Origin of the sequence: Alteracholeplasma palmae J233, from assembly GCF_000968055.1 — a bacterium.
Classification (GTDB): Bacteria; Bacillota_I; Bacilli_A; order Acholeplasmatales; family Acholeplasmataceae; genus Alteracholeplasma; species Alteracholeplasma palmae.
This window is the reverse complement of record NC_022538.1, coordinates 65203-82583: the sequence shown is the minus strand read 5'-3', so window position 1 is coordinate 82583 and position 17381 is coordinate 65203. Positions and strand designations below refer to the sequence as shown.

Genomic DNA, 17381 nt, shown 5'->3' with positions numbered 1-17381 from the left:
ATCCCCTTTCTGTCTATAATTTTGATTTATTTGATTATATCATAATAAATGTAAAAATTTGACTCTTATTTGAAACATACTTGATACCTATAAGGTTATTTCTTATAAAATGATTTTTATTTAACAAGATATGTGAAAATTCAGTTTATTTTAATATTTAGTAACAAAAAAGACTATAAGTTGGGAAGTATTTGGTTACCTCATTACTTATAGTCTTCTTAAATTTTATTATTCTGTTCTAAGTGCTACAACTGGATCTTTTTTAGCTGCTATTCTAGATGGGATAAGTCCTGCTATAAATGTAAGTAGCATACTGACTCCTATAAGACCTATAGCATATAAGTAATATAAATTAGCAATTCCGCTTGTTTCTGTTGCACTTTCAAGTGCTAAACTAACTAATGGGTTAATTGCATATGTGATAATAACTCCTAAAGTACCCGCTAAGAATCCTATAATGATAGACTCTGCATTAAATACTCTTGAAATATCTTTTTTTCTTGCCCCTATACTTCTTAGGACACCTATTTCTTTTGTTCTTTCTAGAACTGATGTATATGTAATAATTCCAATCATAACTGATGATACAATAAGTGAAATTGCAGAAAAGGCAATTAAGACTGCTGAAATAGAATTCATAACATTCTTAATCATACCAATTGCGAACCCTGCTTGATCAACAAAGATAATTTTATCTGCTTCTTCCTTACCTTCATTATATGCATTTAAAACATTTTTTAAATCGTTTTTTCCATCAAAATTAGATGGGTAAATATTTATCTGTTTAGGAACTATTTCTGTTGTTTTTAATAATGTTTTATCTAGTTTCACACTCACTCCAATAGAAGCTAATACATCTTGAACTTTAAGTATATTTTCTAAAGTAAATGGATTTCCTGTTAGAAGATTTGTAATGTTTGTTATACTTGTAGCGTTATTAATTACTTCTTTTTGTTCAACAACTATTTCTGATATGCTATTTCTAGAAATAAGTTCTTCTTGAACTTTTTTTGTATACATAATTTGAGTTGGCAAAGTTAAGAATTGCGTTCTTGGTTTTGCTACACCAACAATTGTAACATTTATTGCTTTATCTTGATTTAGGAATATTTTACCTAAGTCTTGAGAATATTTGCCATCTTTTTTAGTTAAATATAAATCATTATCATATAGTTTAAATGTTTTACCAATAATTTTGTCATATGTAATAACTTCAGTTGTAGAAAGTCCTAAAAATTTAAGTATTTCTTCATCAACTCTATTATATCTATTTGCAATCACAATAGCTTCAAAAGCATTGTCATCTATATTCTTTCCTTCTATTAGGAATTGTTCTTCTAGAAACTTAGAACTTGCAATAGGTTCACCAATAAATTGTTCTGATCTTCCACTTGGTAATGAGCTATTACTTAGCCAGTTAAATGTGCCATTTTCATTTTTATAAGATGCCCTATTATCAAAACCATAAACGTATCCGATATTACTTGTATGTTGTTTAGCTTTAGTTTCTAAATAGTTTATATAATCAGGAGTAATTTGGTTAATATAATAACTTAATTTCTCGTTAACTCCAATACCATTTTCTACTTCTTTTTGTTGTGTAGTAACTTTTTCTAAGTCATATCCTACTTGATTCACTATAATAGGCATACCTGAGAAAGTATCTGTTTCCATTTTATCTAAGTATTGGTTGAATCCATATTGTAAAGATAATACTAGTGCTACTCCTATGATTCCTATGCTGCCTGCAAACGCAGTAATAATCGTTCTAACTTTTTTAGTCATTAAGTTTTTTAAACTTAATTTTAAAGCAGTAAAAAATGTCATTGAAGTTTTATTTTTACTATCTTGTTTAGCTACTTGTGATTCTTCATTATATGGGTTGGTATCAGAAACGACTTGTCCATCTAATAGTTGAACTGTTCTTGAGCTATATTGTTTAGCTAGATTAGGGTTGTGAGTTACCATAATGATTAATTTATCATGACTAATTTCTTTTAATAATTCCATGATTTCAACAGATGTTTCACTGTCTAATGCTCCTGTTGGTTCATCTGCTAAGATAATATTAGGCTCATTAACTAAGGCACGAGCAATCGCAACTCTTTGCATCTGCCCACCTGATAATTGATTAGGCTTTTTATTTAAATGGTCGATAAGCCCCACTCTTGTTAAAACTTTAGTTGCTTTCTCTTTTCTCTCTTTAGCATTAACACCTGATAAGGTTAAAGCTAATTCAACATTGTTTAATACTGTTAAATGTGGGATTAAATTATAGCTTTGGAATACAAATCCTATTCTATGATTTCTATATGCATCCCAGTCTTTATCTTTATAGTTTTTAGTAGAAACACCATCAACAATCAAGTCTCCTGAAGTATACTTATCTAACCCACCTATAATATTTAGTAATGTCGTTTTTCCACTTCCAGATTGTCCTAGAATTGAAACAAACTCTTTTTGTCTAAATGATAGGTTAATTCCTTTTAATGCAAATACTTCTTCTTCACCAACTTGATACGCTTTTTTTATGTTCTTTATTGTTAACATGGTATCCCTCTTTTCTTAACTATATTTAATTATATACTAAATACTTTGAAATCATGGGTATTATGATAATTGTTTAAGGTTTATTAAAGGTTTATTTTAATAAGCTAACTTCATTGTCTTTAACAAAAATTACTTCATGATTGCTAATAGCTTTTAATTCTAATTTATCTTGATAGGTTTCAATAATTTTTTCTACAGCGTTTTTAAAAGGAAAATTGCCGTGGTGTGGAAGTAAATAGAAGTCTACAATGTTTAATGCATCGTAGTTCGTAAGTTCTGGTGCTTTTTTAATGCTATCCATTTTTTCTACATATGAAATATTAGGAGAAGTTATAATAGATCCCGCAGATTCTCCAATATATACTTTACCATTCAAAATCGCTTTATTAATCTCTTCTAGAAGGTTTTTTCTTTTTAATTCTTGTAATAAAAAGAATGTGTTTCCGCCTGTAACATATATATAATCATTTTTGTGAAGTGTGTTTATAATATGTTCTTCAGTTTCATTTGTAATTTCTAATTCATCTACTATTAAACCTAATGATTCTAATGCTTTTTTACCTGATTTTACAAAAAAGTTTACTTTTTCTACTAGGCTTGCTGTTGGGATAAAAGTAACTGTTTTTCCTTTAATATCACCTTCGTTACATAAAAATAGTTCTACAACGTCTTTAAATGATGATGTTAAATATAATTTTTTCATTTTAATGACCTCCTGATTTTATTCATTTAATTATACCTTTTTATTCATAAGAATAAAAGGAAACTATAAAATAATTTCCTTTTAAGATTTATGCAGGTATAACTGATCCTGCGTATTTATTTGTAATAAAATCCTTGATGTCTTTGGATGTTAATACTTCTATTAAGGCTTTAATTTTAGGTAAGTTTTCTCTACCATTTAAAACTGCTAAGATATTTACATATGGGTTATTAGTTGGGCTTTCAACTAATACTTTTTGGTTATTATCTAATTTAGCTGTTAATGCAAAATTACCATTAATAAATGCTAACTGACTATCTGATTCAGTATTATAAGTAGTTGCTAGAAGTTCTGGTGCTACTTGTTTAAATGTAATGTTTTTAGGATTCTCTTTAATATCTGATAACTTAGCTGTTAAAGTATCAACACCTTCATTTAATGTTACTACATTATTTTGAGAAAGTATTGAAAGAATTCTTCCATGGTCTGCTTCTGAGTTACTAATTAGAACTTTTGCATTATTTGGAAGATTATTAATATCAGTAATAGTTTTTGAATATGCGGCAATCGGTTCAATATGGATGCCTGCAACATTAACTAATTTTTCACTATCTTTTGCATCACTATTATATTTATCAAAAAATGGTATATGTTGGAAGAAGTTAACATCAGCTGATTTATTAGCAACCGCCTTATTTGGAACATAGTAATCATCTGTTACTGTAATATCTAGTTTGTATCCTTTTTCTTTTAATAATGGTTCTGCTTCTTTTAATATTTCTTCATGTGGTATTTGGGTTGCTACTACGTATATTGTTTTTGGATCTTCTATTTTATTTTGACATGCTACTAAGATAACACTTAATAGTAAGACTGTTATAAATGTGAGTGTTTTTTTCATTTTTATTTTTCCTTTTCTTTTTTCTATCTTTTATCTATTTTTTTTACGATATAATCGCCTGTAAGTTGAATTGTAAATACAATAACTAATATTAAGATGATACAAATAATCATCACTGGATATTCTGAGGCAAACGCCTTTCTTTTAGCTAAATCACCTAATCCGCCAGCACCGATTGCCCCTGCTGATGCGATAAAACCCACCAGTGTAACAAGTGATACTGTAAGTCCTGAGAGTAAACTTGGTAATGCTTCTTTAATAAGGATTCTTATCTTAGTAAACTTTGATGCTCCCATAGCTTCTAATGCCTCTATATTTCCTTTTGGTATATCTCTTAATGACATATAAACTAATCTTGCATAAAAGGGTGATGCACTTATAATTAATGCAGGTAGGGCTGCTTTAGCACCTATGATAGTTCCTACTAAGATAACTGTCACTGGTATTAATAAAATCATCAGAATAATAAAAGGAACAGATCTTAAGATATCTACAATAAATCCTGTTATTTTATGAATGATATGATTTTTAGATTGTTCTGTAAAAAAGAGAATGAATCCAAATAGTAATCCAACAACAATCAAAAATACAGATGTAATGCTTAATAGGTAAAGTGTGTCTTTTAAGGCATTTATAATTTCTTTTTGGTCATATGCACTTATATATAAATTAAACATATTGTGTTACCTCTATTTTGTTATTCTTAAGATAATTAATTGCCTCTAACGTTTTATCTCCGGTAATTTCTATGAATAAATATCCTATGACTTCATCTTTAATATCGATTGTTTGAGCTTTTAGAATGCTTGTGTTAATTTGATATTTTTTTATGACATCACTTAAAATTGTTTCTTTAGTATTTCCTTTATAGATAAGTCTATAAATGTTTTCATTTTTATTTAAATCTAGTTTTAAATCTGTTTCAATTAAATTTTTAGATACACTAGATTGAGGTGAAATAAATAAATCTAGTGTTTTATTTTCTTCAACTATTTTTCCATCTTCCATAACAATCACTCTATCACATATTTTTCTTACCATATCTATTTGGTGAGTGATAAATATGATTGTAACATCTGTTTTTTCTTTAATATCTTTTAAGAGTTCTATAACCTCAATTGATGTTTTTTGATCAAGTGCTGATGTGATTTCATCACATAAAAGATATTTAGGCTTATTAGCAATAGCACGTGCTATGCCTACTCTTTGTTTTTGTCCTCCTGATAATTTTGAAGGATATTCATCTTTTTTATCTAGTAGATTGACAAGAGTTAATACTTCTATAATTCTTTTTTCTTTATCTTCTGTATAGTTAGATATATCTAAGATGAGCTTAATATTTTGGTAAACTGTTAATTGATTTAATAAATTAAAATTTTGAAAGACCATCCCAATGGTATGGCGCATTCGTTCTAACTCTTTCCTTTTTAGTGTCAACATATCTTTATTATCGACAATTATTCTTCCGCTTGTTGGTTTAATAAGTAAATTGATAATTCTTAAAAGACTTGATTTGCCTGCACCACTATAACCTACGATCCCAAGCACTTCTTTTTCATTTATAGTTAGGTTTATATTATCTAAAGCTTTAAACTCTTCTTTATTTTTTAGCTTATATGTTTTTGTAATATTTTCTAGTTTGATCATTTTATCACTCCTTTTAAATAAAAAATCTCTATCAAAAGCGATAGAGATAAAAATGATTTCCTCATCGCTTATAGCTTTACCACCTTGCGTTTGCTGGTTGGTAGACGTTCACAGAGCTATACCTCTCCCGTCTTCTTAATAAGATCTTATTTAATTGATTGAATGGATTATAACATAGATTAATTATGTTTGTAAAGTAGAAAACTCAAATTTATATTTCTTCTATATTTTCAGTGATGCTAATAAAAAAATGGCTAGTCCATAACGTTAGTTCTTTTGAATCTGCTATAAATGGTAAAACATCTTTTTTAGCTTCATTATAATCTATTTTTCCAAATTTATCCTTTAACATACTTTTGAGTATTTCAAGGCTAAATTCATCACTAGATCTGATAAACTCTGACTGGATTAATCGTTCTTGAAGATGTTTCATATTTATCTTAGTTTTTTTTCCTATATAAAATATATAATCATATAAATCTCTACCTTTAATTCTATTTTTCCAAGCTCTACATAACACTGCGTGTATTTTGCCTGCAAAAAGAGAAGGCATATCATATATTTGTATTTCGTATGGATACGGTAAGAGTCCATATTTATATTCAGTGGTGGCATGCTTTGGTGGATTAATGTCAATTTCAAACTTTACCTTAATTTTCTCATTATTAATGATACTTAAATAATCATTTGATTTGGGATAAAAAGTTAAAAATTGTTCCTTTGTATTTCCTTTGATAAATGCTGACTTAATATTAGAATCAATGGTCTTAACTTTTTCTTCAATTTCAAAATTAAGTCCTAAAGCACTTACTTCTTTAAGCAGACTAGGTAAATAACTATTTAAATCAAACGTTTTATTAGGTACTAAAAGACTAAAGTCTAAATCTTCTGAGTATCTAGGTAATCCATAAAAAATTCTTAGTGCCGTTCCACCATAAAAAGCAGCATAATCAAAAAATCCAGTTCTTGATAGACCACTAAGTACAATTTCTTGAATAATTTCTTTAATCGCATTTTTCTTTTCTTCTATAGTCTCAGTTCTATATTTTTCAAGCATTTGATCAATAATTGTCAATTAAAACATCTCCTTTATAAGTTGACTTAAATATTTTAAATTTCTTTTTTTATATAAGGTAGATAAAAAAATGATTTTATCTTTATTCAGTTTAGAAAATACATGATAGTCAATACGCAAATCCTCAAATAGCAATGACTTAAACGCTTTTAGGCTGTAAACTGGAGCAAGAGTATATAATTTATCACATAATGCCTTTTCAGGAGTTGCTATATAATAGATATAATTATTTTCAAGATACATCTTAACTTCTAATGGAAAGGCTTGTTCAGGTATATCCCTATATGTGTATTCTCCAAATTGGTTTATAAAAGTTTTAGTTCTATTTTTTTTGAAGGTTGCAGCTGTATATGTGTATACTCTTTCTGGTATAAGCCCGTGGTGACTAAGTGCATACTCAAAAGAAAGATATGATGGTTTATATATATATACTGAAAGATAATAACCTGGTATTTTAGAGTTTGTCTCATATAAACCTTTATTAATAGGAATATACTTACCCTTTTGAACCATTCTATCTATTTTTCCTTGTATATTATTATATTTTTTGTATTTATTAAATAATGTCTTAGTCGTCAAAATCATACTGATTTCCTCCATATAAAACAATTATACAACTTTATTTGGAGGAAATCAATATATTCAATATTATTCTTTGATTCTAATTTGTTAATAAATTCTTATTTCTATCTTATAAATAAAAAAGCAGAATCAATCTGCCTTTATTCATCAATATTATTCCATAAGTTACTATCTTCTTCAATGCCTAAATTTATGTCTTCTTTTAAGCCTTCTATTAAAGATTCTTTATATTCTTTATTTTGACTTAGATAAAGTGTTTCTATTAATCCACTATATTCATCTTCTGATATGAGTATCACATGATCTTTTTTTATACTATCTGCCATATTACCAACTCCTTATATAGCTATTGTAACATTTTATCTCTATGTTTGAATATAAAAACAACCTTTTTAAACACCTTGAACTTATATCATTTGAAGTGGCACTTTGTTGAGTGGTTTTTTAAATACTTTATCTATTTGTTCTAGATCATCTTTATCTAAATGTAATCTAGTTACTTCTATTAATTCTTTTATGTGTTTAATACTTGAAGCTTTTATAATGGATGTTCCTTCTTTTTCTAGTGAAAATAATAACATCACTTGATAAGGGGTCATATGATGTTTGCTTGAGATTTTAATTATAGCAGGACTATTTATAATCTCATCTCTATATGCTTTACTATGGCCTAATACTGAATAAAACATGAGATGAAGGTTATTATCTTTTGCATATGGAATTAAGTCATACTCAATACCTCTTTGTCCAATGTGATAAAGAATTTGATTAGTATGACAGTTTTTACCATTTGGTATTTGATAAAGTCTTTCTAAATCAGATACATCAAAATTAGAAACACCCCAGTTTTTAAGATACCCTTCTTTTTTAAGTTCTTCAAATGTTTCTACAACCAAATGAAGATTAGTGTCATTTTCTATCCAGTGTAATAAATAAAGATCTAGATAACTTGTCTTTAAATTATCCAGAGATTGAAATAAAGATTTTTTAATTTGTTCTTTAGTGTGAGCGTTATGGGGATATATTTTTGAAATAAGATAAAGGTCTTCTCTATTTTTATTTTCTATAATACGACCTAGTAATTTTTCTGCCTTACCTTTTCCATACATTTCCGCTGTATCAATTATTTTAATACCATTATCTATTGCATAATTGATTGTTTCTATCTCTTCTTTTTCTTTACTTTTATCTTCACCAATAAGCCATGTACCTATAGCTAGTTTAGAAATCATATTTGTCTTCTTTTTCTTTATTGTAATTAGCTTTTTCAATAAGTGTTTTAGAAAGTGCTTCTAATCTTAAAAAGATACCGTCATCAACAATGCTATCTGATGAAAATGCTTCTTGTGTAATATAAACATATTTATTAATCACATCTGTCTTTAAATAGTTTAGTATAGGGATTAACTGATATTCAGCAACCAAGTAATGGTTATGTGAACCAGCAGTCACAACAATACCTACTGTCTTATTTCTGATTGAATCAATAGGTAGTAAGTCAAATAAGTTTTTTAGCACTCCTGGAATAGATGCTTGATATATAGGAGTTCCTATAATTAAAGCATCGGAATCCATGATTTTATAAATAAGATTTTGGGTTATTTCATCATAATCTGATAAGACTCTTCCATCTGCGAAAGGTAGTTGATAGTCTTTTAAATCTATAATTTCATATTCTGTATTTTCATCAAACTTTATTGCATGAAGAGCAGTTTTAGTTTTACTGCCAAAAATAGTTCCTATAATTCCCAATACTTTCATTCTAGTTCTCCTTGCTTAATATTTCTTTTACTTGAGGGACAATTTGTTCTCCAATAATTTTAATCATTCTTTTCACTTCTTCAAAAGGCATACCACCTAGATCTATTTGGAATAAATGTCTTTGATGTTTATATGTTTCATATTGATAAACTATTTTTTTTACAATCGTATCAACACTACCAACAAGCATGACATCTCTTATATCAAGGGTATTGACATAGGCTTCTTTTCTTAGTCCTTGACCATTTGCCATTTTTAATGAATGGTTGGCGTATTGATAATAGTTTCTAAAGGCTTCTTCATCAGTTTCTCCTACATACAAGAAGGTATCAATAGCAACCTTTGGTTCTTTATCTGGGTGGTTTAATAAGAAGTTTGTTCTATACGCTTTAACATTTTGATTAAAGTATGAAACAGGACCTGCAAGGGTTGCCATAGTCATAGGAACCCCTTGGCGAGCTGCCATAAGTGCACTATTTAATGTTCCACCTACGGCTCTCCAAATTGGAAAGTCTTTTTGTAAGGGTTTAGGGAATAATTCCATATTAGAAAGGGGCGCTCTAAACTGTCCACTCCACGTGATTTTATCTTCTTTAAATAATTTTAAGAGTAATTCAAATTTTTCTTCAAATAAAGTTTCATAATCTCTTAAGTCATATCCTAGTAATTTAAATAGTCCTACGCGTGAGGCTCTACCTGCAGTAATTTCTGCACGACCGTTTGATAAGAGATCAAGGGTTGCGAAGTTTTCATATACTCTTACTGGATCTGATGTTGAAATGATGGTTGCGGAACTTGAGATTCTTATTTTTTTAGTTTCACGCGCGATAGCAGCTAAGATCACTGCGTGTGCTTGTGAAATGAAGTGTTCTTGATGAGATTCTCCTAAAGAAAATATATCTAATCCATATTGTTCTGCTAGTTTAGCAGCTTCTATGATTTGTTCTATTCTTTCTTGTTCTGTTACTTTATTGCCTGTTTTAGCATCAGTGACATAATCTCCTAATGAATATAATCCAAATTCCATATTTATCATATTTTTGTTCTCCTTAATAAGTTCTTATATTTATATTATCCTACTTTTAATATAAAAAGTATAGTACGCACTTTTTTAGTACTTACTATACTTTATGATAGTGTCTATTCTGTTAAAAAATCTATAATATTGATATGTTTGATACCATTTCTTGAAAAATTGATTTTATCAAGTGTTAAAACATACTTGGGATAACTATCATCAATAAGTTCTAATGGACTAAACTCTCTTTCTATTGTTTCTGTTGTTGGCATCATATAAGATATTTGATAATAACTTTTGGAGTGATCTTCATGGATACATACAAAATCAATTTCATATTCTTTAACTTTACCAACATAGACTTTATATCCTCTTAAGATCAATTCATTATATATGATAGTTTCTAGTACCAATTCTATATTGGCATTATTATTCCCAGAAACCGCTTCTCTTATCCCGTGATCTTCAATGTAGTATTTTTCAGATGTGGCAAGTTGTTTTTTACCAACTGCATCTATTCTTTTTACTTCACTAATTAAATAAGCACTTTTTATATATCCTAAGTAAGCTAAAACTGTATCTACACTAAAAGATATTTTCTCACTCTTAAAATAATTAGAAATACTTAATGCAGAAAAAGTTTTTCCAGTATGTTGTATAACATAGTAAATAAGTCTATCTAATGCTATTGTATTTCTTATTTGATTTTTTATAACTACATCTCTAAAAAAAGCAGATTGAAATGACTCTCTTAAGATATTCATGGATTGGCTATAATCTAAATTAAAAGCAATAATAGATGGCATTCCACCAAATATAATATATTTATTAAAAAGTTCTTCAATATTTTGAGTGATGCCTTGATATGCTTTTATAAATTCTTTAAAGTTCATTGGCTTAACTTTTATTTCTACATAGCGCCCCGCAAGATATGTAGAAAGTTCACTAGACAGTAAATCAGCATTAGATCCTGTTATGTAGATATCATAAATACCCATAGCATGAAATCCATTAACTGCTTTTTCCCAATCTTTAACTCGTTGAATTTCATCAAAAAATAAATATGTTCTTTTATATTCTTTATTAGTTTTTTCTAATATATAGTTTGTTAGGTCTTGGTAGTTTTCTATTTTAAAGCTATCTGGCAATTCAAAATTAATTTTGATAACTTGACTAGTAGCTATTTTTCTTTCACTAACAAGCATTTCTTGAAATTGTTCCATTAAAACTGATTTACCGGTTCTTCTCATACCTGTTATAACTTTTATAAATGGTTTATCTTTATATTTTAATAATTCATCTATATACGTTTTTCTTTTTATCACAATTAACCACCTCTATTTCGATTATAACCGAAATGAATTTATTTTTCAAGTATTGTTTCGATTATAATCGAAACGATTTAAAGCATTTATATCTATTCACTATAAAAAGTATAGTAGAATATAGTTAGATAGGAAGTGACTAAGATGCAAATTAAAAATGTAAAAGAATGTAGGGTTAATGATGCTTTATCTATTATATCCGGAAAATGGAAACCAGCATTACTTTTAACTTTAATAAACGAAGGTCCAAAACGCTTTAATGAACTAGAACGAGAGCTTAATGGTATTACACCTAAAATGCTTGCCAGCCAGTTAAAGAGTTTAGAATCTGAAGGTTTAATTATTAGAACTCAGTATGAATCTATTCCACCTAAAGTCACTTATGAAATTAGTAAATATGGTTTAGAGTTAGAAAAGATTTTAAGAAGTCTGCATGACTGGGGAATTAAGCATAATTTAAATAAAGAAAAATGAAGTTTATTAAGATATAAAGCGGATCATTTGTAATGGGATTCGCTTTTTTATGTTTAAAGTATTTTAAATGGTTGGTTCAATAATAAAGTTTATTTCTTTATCATTAAGTCATCATCATTAATAAAATTAAAAGGATTGAGTCCATATCAATATAGACAACAATCCTTATCATCAGTTTATTGTATTAAGTTCAACTTATTGGGTTCATTAGACATAAAAGAGTTTTTTATCTGCATATTCCATATTCTCTATTTATCATGTCTATTAATGCATCTTCATGTTGTTGGTTTACAAGTTTAGGACATTTTGTTTCATTAAAAAACTTTAATTCTAATGTTTCATCGTTATTATCATCAAGCTTTCCACCAACAATCTCTAAATCAAAAAATATAGCAATAACTTGAGCACTATCTCCATTGGGATATTCATCAAAATAGTGTGTATAAACTCCTATCATTTTACGAGGAATGATATCAAGCCCTGTTTCTTCCTTTATCTCTCTTATAACAGCTTCTTTTGCTGATTCACCAAGTTCAATTGCTCCACCAGGAAATCCCCAAACATTTTTATCTTTTCTACGTTGTAGTAAGATTTCACCTTTTGAGTTTCTTATACATCCACCTACAAAATTTAAGAAAATCTTTTCATGCCCAACTTTACTTCTTATCCATTTAATATAGTTTTTATTCATACTATTTTTCCCTTTCTAAATTACTATCATTGAGGTTAGTACGCTTAAAAAAATTTGTAATCTTTTTTCTAGAAAGAAATAAAATTATTAAAATAAAGTAGCCTTCAGCCGCCCAAATCACTACATTTATCACTCTATAAACTGAAGCAACATTATAGCTTACCATGAGTAGCAGCGATATAAAATGTGCAGTGGATAAAAGAAAAAAAGGTATAAGGCAATATAATAATCTACGTGATTTAATCATGATTTTTAGTTGTTAAAAGTAGAGCTAGCAGTTGCAAGACCTGAACCTACTCCAACGCTTATATCATCTAAACAATCAACATATTCCATTTCATTATCTGTTATTTTAAAATAAAATGCTGACGACTTTAATCCTTGTGTTTCTAAAAATTTCATTTTTTTGCTTTCCTCCATATTTTTATTTAGGTCACAATGACTTAGATTACCAATATAGTTAGTGACTGATAGGTTTTGAGTACACACGCATTCAAAAGAAAGATAAATAATATAAATATACTATAATTAAATTTTTTATAAATTTTCTTTCATATTCTCTTCGTACTATTAGTCATTTCAATTTCTCATGCCACTATTGATTTATCTTTAGCTCAGAGGCAATACTTATTTTTTTTATACTTATAAAAGGAATAATTGTTCCTATAAGACAGATACAAAATGAAATCATAAAAATTGCAATCAGGCTAATTGGAGTAATTAAAAATAAATTATAATTGATATTAAAGACAGTTCCATCAGATACAATCATATTGACCATTTTTATAAAAAAAAGCCCCGCTATGATCCCAATAACAGTTGAAAAAAGAGTTTGGGTCATATTATGAATCAAAAAAACGTTGAATAACTTAGAATTTTTTACACCTAAAGACTTTATAATTGATATTTCTCTTCTTTTTGTTTTAACTGCATTTTGACAATATAGTAATAGTGATAGCGCTGAGAGTATAATTAAAATAAATTCAACTGTTAAAACAACCGTTACTATTGGGCCTTTTAACAATTCTACCATAGTATATATCGGCTCTAAATACCTAAAATTGAAATATATATTTGATCCATTAGATTTTTCTATAAAAGATTGTTTTGGTTTTGAAACTGCATACCCATCAACCGAATAGTATTTAAGCTTGTTTTCTATTACAATCGACAGTTCATGTGAGACTAGAATATCTGATTTGCTCTCCGTTATACCAACAATTTCTACCGATTCCAATATTTCAAAAAAATTGATAATATCTAGATATCTATTTTTATTGATTGTTGCCCTTATATCTTTGTATAAATAGTTAATTTCTTTTATTTCATTAAATTTTAGGTTATGCTTTTTTAAAAATACATCGCTTACAACAATTTGATTAATCTTTTCTGGTAGTTTCCCTTCAATCAACTGCTCATTATCATATTTTTTATATTTCAATGAGTTAAATGGCTGCGTATAAATTTCTGTTAACTGGTCTGTTTGTAAAAAATTAGATGACTGTATAGTAATTATATTATCCGTTATTCCAGAAAAAAGTAGTGATTCCTTCGTATATAGAGTCATATAATTAAATGTAACTGCATCTTTATTCCCTTTAAGGTATACTTCATCTTCTATTTTGTTGAAAAGTCTAATATCTTTATAATCAGTTTCAACTATTCCGACAACTGTTAGTATTATTTCTGTATCTAAAGTTTCTATCGGCATTGATATTTTTTTTCCAATAACTTCGTCTTGATTAAACTTATAAATTGACAAAAAATCACTTATTAGTACTTCATTTTTATTATTTGGTAATCTTCCTTCAGTAATACTTAAATCTATTTTTTCATTTTCTTTAAATAAATAAAGGACTGTTTCGTTTAGCTTACTTTCATTATTGTTTATTAATTGGTTACTACTAATATATGTAACTAACTTATTATATTGACTATCATTATCATTAATTTTATTGTATAAGTCTTCCCCTTTGGAAAACTGTTCTATCTTATTTGTTGGTTCATTTCTAACAGACCAACTTAGAGGGACTGCGAAATCATTATTTTTAGTTATGGCATTATTCAATGCTTTTTCAGTGTTAAAATTTGATAAATTTAACTGAGTGAATGTTAATATCGTACTTAAAATAAGGATTAGCATAGTAATTATAAAACGAAATTTATTCAAGAATAATAGTGATGTAGCATATCTAAATTGTGATTTCTTATCAAATACTTCATTATTTGAATGTGGCATTTTTTCAGTTGTATCTAATAATTTAGTTTCTTTATTTGATATAAGGTTACCCGCTATCCCATCTTTTATTTCAATTATGCTATCAGAATACTCAAATGCACTTTCCAAATCATGTGAAACTATAATAATCAACTTTTCAGTTGAGATTTTTTTTAGCAAATCAAAAACTTTTTTTCTATTAGTTATATCAAGGCTTCCAGTCGGCTCATCTAATAACATAATTTCAAAATTTTTTGCCAATGCCCTCGCAATTGATAATCTTTGTTTTTCACCTATAGATAAATATTTAATTTTGGTATTTATCTTATCCAGCATATCTACCGAAGTAAGCAATTTTTTTACTCTTTCATCAGATAGTTTATTTACAATTTTCAAGTTTTCAACAACTGTCAAACCATATAACAAGTTAAAATCTTGAAACACAAAACTAACAATATCTCTTTTAAATGACAAATCATCAATTTCTTTATTTTTATATTTTATATTCCCCTTTGTTGGTGTTTCTAATCCACCCAAAATATTAAGTAGTGTTGACTTTCCACTACCTGACTTCCCAACAATAAAAACCATACCATTAGGTGGTAATTTCATGTTAATTTCTTTTAATACCTGTATTATTTCTTTTCCATTTTTATACTCTTTTGAAATTCTTTTCAGTTCATACATATTATAATGCCCCTATATAGTTATATACCCTTCTATAAAAAGTAGAAATAATTGCATATTTAAATTTTGAACCTTCACCATCAAATGTCAAACCGTAGTTGATTTCAACTATCCCCTTTACAGATGAAAAATTATAAAATCCATGAACATAGCTCACATTTTCATAATAGTTCTTTTCATTTGCAAATGGAGTAGATTCAAAAAAATTGTAGTTTTTAGCATCAACAAATAAAACCATTATATGATCATTTAAATTTAGTAGGTTATACAAATCTTCAATAAAATCTTTTGTCATATTTTGATAATATTTTGAACAATCAATTACTATAGATATAAAGTCATATGATAAACTAATATCTTCAATATTAGTAAAATTTGAACTAATTGTATCTACTACTTCAGTTTCTTTATAAGCATAAATATGAGCTTTATTTTTATTCAAAAAAGTTATTTCTTTATCTGAATCTATCTTTTTAGCACAACTAGCAAGAATTGTTACTAGAAAGGTTATACACAAAATCATAATTTTTTTATATTTCATAAATTCTCCCTTTTTAGATATTTTTATATGAGATAAGTATGCTAAATTTTAAGCTATTTTAAGCCTTTAGTATCTACTATTGAAATGAACCAAGCCAGCTGATGTTCTTTTATTAGAGCCAACTTGCTGCTCGTATTGAATCATGTGTTTTATATTAACCCAAACAACACCTGGTTTTCTAAAAATAAGCATTCCATACGAATTAATTTCACCATCTAAATATTTTGTAGAATTAATGTCCCAAATCCCAGAGCGATATTGATATCGTGTTTTATATACTTTATCGCTTGTGCTTGTGTCTGAGTAAACATTTAATTCTCTATGATTAAAACTTGTGCTAGCACTGACAGATGGACCTGACACTGACATACCTACTGAAATTCCAACAGTACTACTTGATGGTTGATTACGCGGAGTATAATCTAATATAGAATATAAGTGCTTTTCATTAGGAAATGTAATAGTTGTATGAACATCATAATTTGAATAGTTATTACCATAACTTCCAAATCCAATAAACCCCCATTCTCTTAACTGCTTAGGAGAAGTTAGCACTCTATACGCAACTGCATGTAAAGAAGGATCTACTGAATTTCTCATTAAAACTTGATGAACAAGTGTATAATGTTTATCCCCTGGTAAATTTCTCTCAAATTCTTCTTCTTTGAACCCACTCATATATATTGGAGCATATTCATCTGCAATACTGAAACCTAATGCTGATGCATTTGTCTGAAAAACAGTTATAGCTTGTGTTTGATTAGTCGAGAAAGCAACCGTAATCGCTGTAACCAATCCAAGCATAATTAAAAATGTTCTTTTTGAAAATATTAAAATTATTTTTTTCATTTTCCCCTCTCTTTGTTAAAACACACTTATCTCCATAGTTAATAACGGACACTTTACCTATCTATACATAAAAGTACAAATAGGTTTAAAAAGAATATTCTATTATCTTATTAATGTTAAAAAAATTAAACTAACATTATTCATATAAAATCCCCTTTAGAATAGTGTATGTTATACAGTATATATTAGCATAGAAAAATTTTTATGTCAAATTCTATTACTTTAGTAGAAAGAAGACACATTTTAAACCTATTTTTTATTATCCCTATATGCCTGAATTATAATAGTTAATCAGTTGAAATAAATTTAACTATAAAAAAGATGTCTTTCTTTCAATCAGAAGAATGACATCTTAATAC

At 27.7% G+C, this 17381-nt stretch carries 18 protein-coding genes and 1 riboswitch; of the genes, 1 reads left to right on the top strand and 17 read right to left on the bottom strand.

Features of this window, described 5'->3' with window-relative positions; genetic code table 11:
* Nucleotides 1-228: 228 nt before the first annotated feature.
* The 12 genes from BN854_RS00305 to BN854_RS00250 all read right to left on the bottom strand — a co-directional run bounded on the left by BN854_RS00305 (nucleotide 229) and on the right by BN854_RS00250 (nucleotide 11562).
* Nucleotides 229-2550: an ABC transporter ATP-binding protein/permease gene (locus BN854_RS00305; protein WP_026654031.1), complete on the bottom strand. Its 2322-nt coding sequence runs from the start codon at nucleotides 2548-2550 to the stop codon at nucleotides 229-231.
* 91 nt (nucleotides 2551-2641) lie between these two features.
* Nucleotides 2642-3253, bottom strand: a complete 612-nt coding sequence (locus BN854_RS00300) for a peptidase E (RefSeq protein ID WP_026654030.1) — start codon at nucleotides 3251-3253, stop codon at nucleotides 2642-2644.
* 88 nt (nucleotides 3254-3341) lie between these two features.
* Nucleotides 3342-4154 (bottom strand): MetQ/NlpA family ABC transporter substrate-binding protein, encoded by an 813-nt coding sequence (locus BN854_RS00295; protein WP_026654029.1) that lies wholly within the window; start codon nucleotides 4152-4154, stop codon nucleotides 3342-3344.
* A 23-nt stretch (nucleotides 4155-4177) separates the two neighbouring features.
* The gene (locus tag BN854_RS00290) at nucleotides 4178-4831 is read right to left on the bottom strand and encodes a methionine ABC transporter permease (RefSeq protein WP_026654028.1); all 654 of its coding nucleotides are present in this window, start codon (nucleotides 4829-4831) and stop codon (nucleotides 4178-4180) included.
* The gene (locus tag BN854_RS00285; RefSeq protein ID WP_026654027.1) at nucleotides 4824-5801 is read right to left on the bottom strand and encodes a methionine ABC transporter ATP-binding protein; all 978 of its coding nucleotides are present in this window, start codon (nucleotides 5799-5801) and stop codon (nucleotides 4824-4826) included. The genes BN854_RS00290 and BN854_RS00285 overlap by 8 nt, the downstream gene beginning before the upstream one ends.
* Nucleotides 5802-5859: 58 nt before the next feature.
* A riboswitch (SAM riboswitch) is annotated at nucleotides 5860-5946 on the bottom strand.
* Between the two features lie 66 nt (nucleotides 5947-6012).
* Nucleotides 6013-6876, bottom strand: coding sequence for a nucleotidyl transferase AbiEii/AbiGii toxin family protein (locus BN854_RS00280; protein ID WP_026654026.1), 864 nt, complete (start codon nucleotides 6874-6876; stop codon nucleotides 6013-6015).
* Nucleotides 6877-7461, bottom strand: a complete 585-nt coding sequence (locus BN854_RS00275) for a type IV toxin-antitoxin system AbiEi family antitoxin domain-containing protein (RefSeq protein ID WP_026654025.1) — start codon at nucleotides 7459-7461, stop codon at nucleotides 6877-6879.
* A gap of 137 nt (nucleotides 7462-7598) precedes the next feature.
* Entirely contained in the window at nucleotides 7599-7784 is a 186-nt protein-coding gene (locus BN854_RS00270; RefSeq protein WP_026654024.1) for a hypothetical protein, read from the bottom strand.
* A gap of 81 nt (nucleotides 7785-7865) precedes the next feature.
* Nucleotides 7866-8690: an aldo/keto reductase gene (locus BN854_RS00265; protein WP_026654023.1), complete on the bottom strand. Its 825-nt coding sequence runs from the start codon at nucleotides 8688-8690 to the stop codon at nucleotides 7866-7868.
* On the bottom strand, nucleotides 8680-9219 hold the full coding sequence (locus BN854_RS00260) for an NADPH-dependent FMN reductase (protein WP_026654022.1): 540 nt from the start codon (nucleotides 9217-9219) through the stop codon (nucleotides 8680-8682). The genes BN854_RS00265 and BN854_RS00260 overlap by 11 nt, the downstream gene beginning before the upstream one ends.
* A gap of 1 nt (nucleotide 9220) precedes the next feature.
* Nucleotides 9221-10255 carry an LLM class flavin-dependent oxidoreductase gene (locus tag BN854_RS00255; protein ID WP_026654021.1) on the bottom strand — a complete coding sequence of 345 codons (1035 nt, stop codon included), beginning with the start codon at nucleotides 10253-10255 and terminating at the stop codon, nucleotides 9221-9223.
* A gap of 104 nt (nucleotides 10256-10359) precedes the next feature.
* A complete protein-coding gene (locus tag BN854_RS00250) occupies nucleotides 10360-11562 on the bottom strand; it encodes an ATP-binding protein (protein WP_026654020.1) in 1203 nt (400 codons plus the stop codon).
* 144 nt (nucleotides 11563-11706) lie between these two features.
* Between BN854_RS00250 and BN854_RS00245 the strand changes: the two genes are divergently transcribed.
* Nucleotides 11707-12036 (top strand): winged helix-turn-helix transcriptional regulator, encoded by a 330-nt coding sequence (locus BN854_RS00245; RefSeq protein ID WP_026654019.1) that lies wholly within the window; start codon nucleotides 11707-11709, stop codon nucleotides 12034-12036.
* Nucleotides 12037-12262: 226 nt separating this feature from the next.
* On the opposite strand, the gene BN854_RS00240 is transcribed toward BN854_RS00245, so the two are convergent.
* The 5 genes from BN854_RS00240 to BN854_RS00225 all read right to left on the bottom strand — a co-directional run bounded on the left by BN854_RS00240 (nucleotide 12263) and on the right by BN854_RS00225 (nucleotide 17022).
* Nucleotides 12263-12727 carry an NUDIX hydrolase gene (locus BN854_RS00240; RefSeq protein ID WP_026654018.1) on the bottom strand — a complete coding sequence of 155 codons (465 nt, stop codon included), beginning with the start codon at nucleotides 12725-12727 and terminating at the stop codon, nucleotides 12263-12265.
* 252 nt (nucleotides 12728-12979) lie between these two features.
* The gene (locus BN854_RS07815; protein WP_157868330.1) at nucleotides 12980-13129 is read right to left on the bottom strand and encodes a hypothetical protein; all 150 of its coding nucleotides are present in this window, start codon (nucleotides 13127-13129) and stop codon (nucleotides 12980-12982) included.
* A 193-nt stretch (nucleotides 13130-13322) separates the two neighbouring features.
* Nucleotides 13323-15632 (bottom strand): ABC transporter ATP-binding protein/permease, encoded by a 2310-nt coding sequence (locus BN854_RS00235; RefSeq protein WP_026654015.1) that lies wholly within the window; start codon nucleotides 15630-15632, stop codon nucleotides 13323-13325.
* 1 nt (nucleotide 15633) lies between these two features.
* Nucleotides 15634-16173: a hypothetical protein gene (locus tag BN854_RS00230; protein ID WP_026654014.1), complete on the bottom strand. Its 540-nt coding sequence runs from the start codon at nucleotides 16171-16173 to the stop codon at nucleotides 15634-15636.
* Between the two features lie 66 nt (nucleotides 16174-16239).
* Nucleotides 16240-17022, bottom strand: a complete 783-nt coding sequence (locus BN854_RS00225) for a hypothetical protein (protein ID WP_026654013.1) — start codon at nucleotides 17020-17022, stop codon at nucleotides 16240-16242.
* Between the last annotated feature and the right edge of the window lie 359 nt (nucleotides 17023-17381).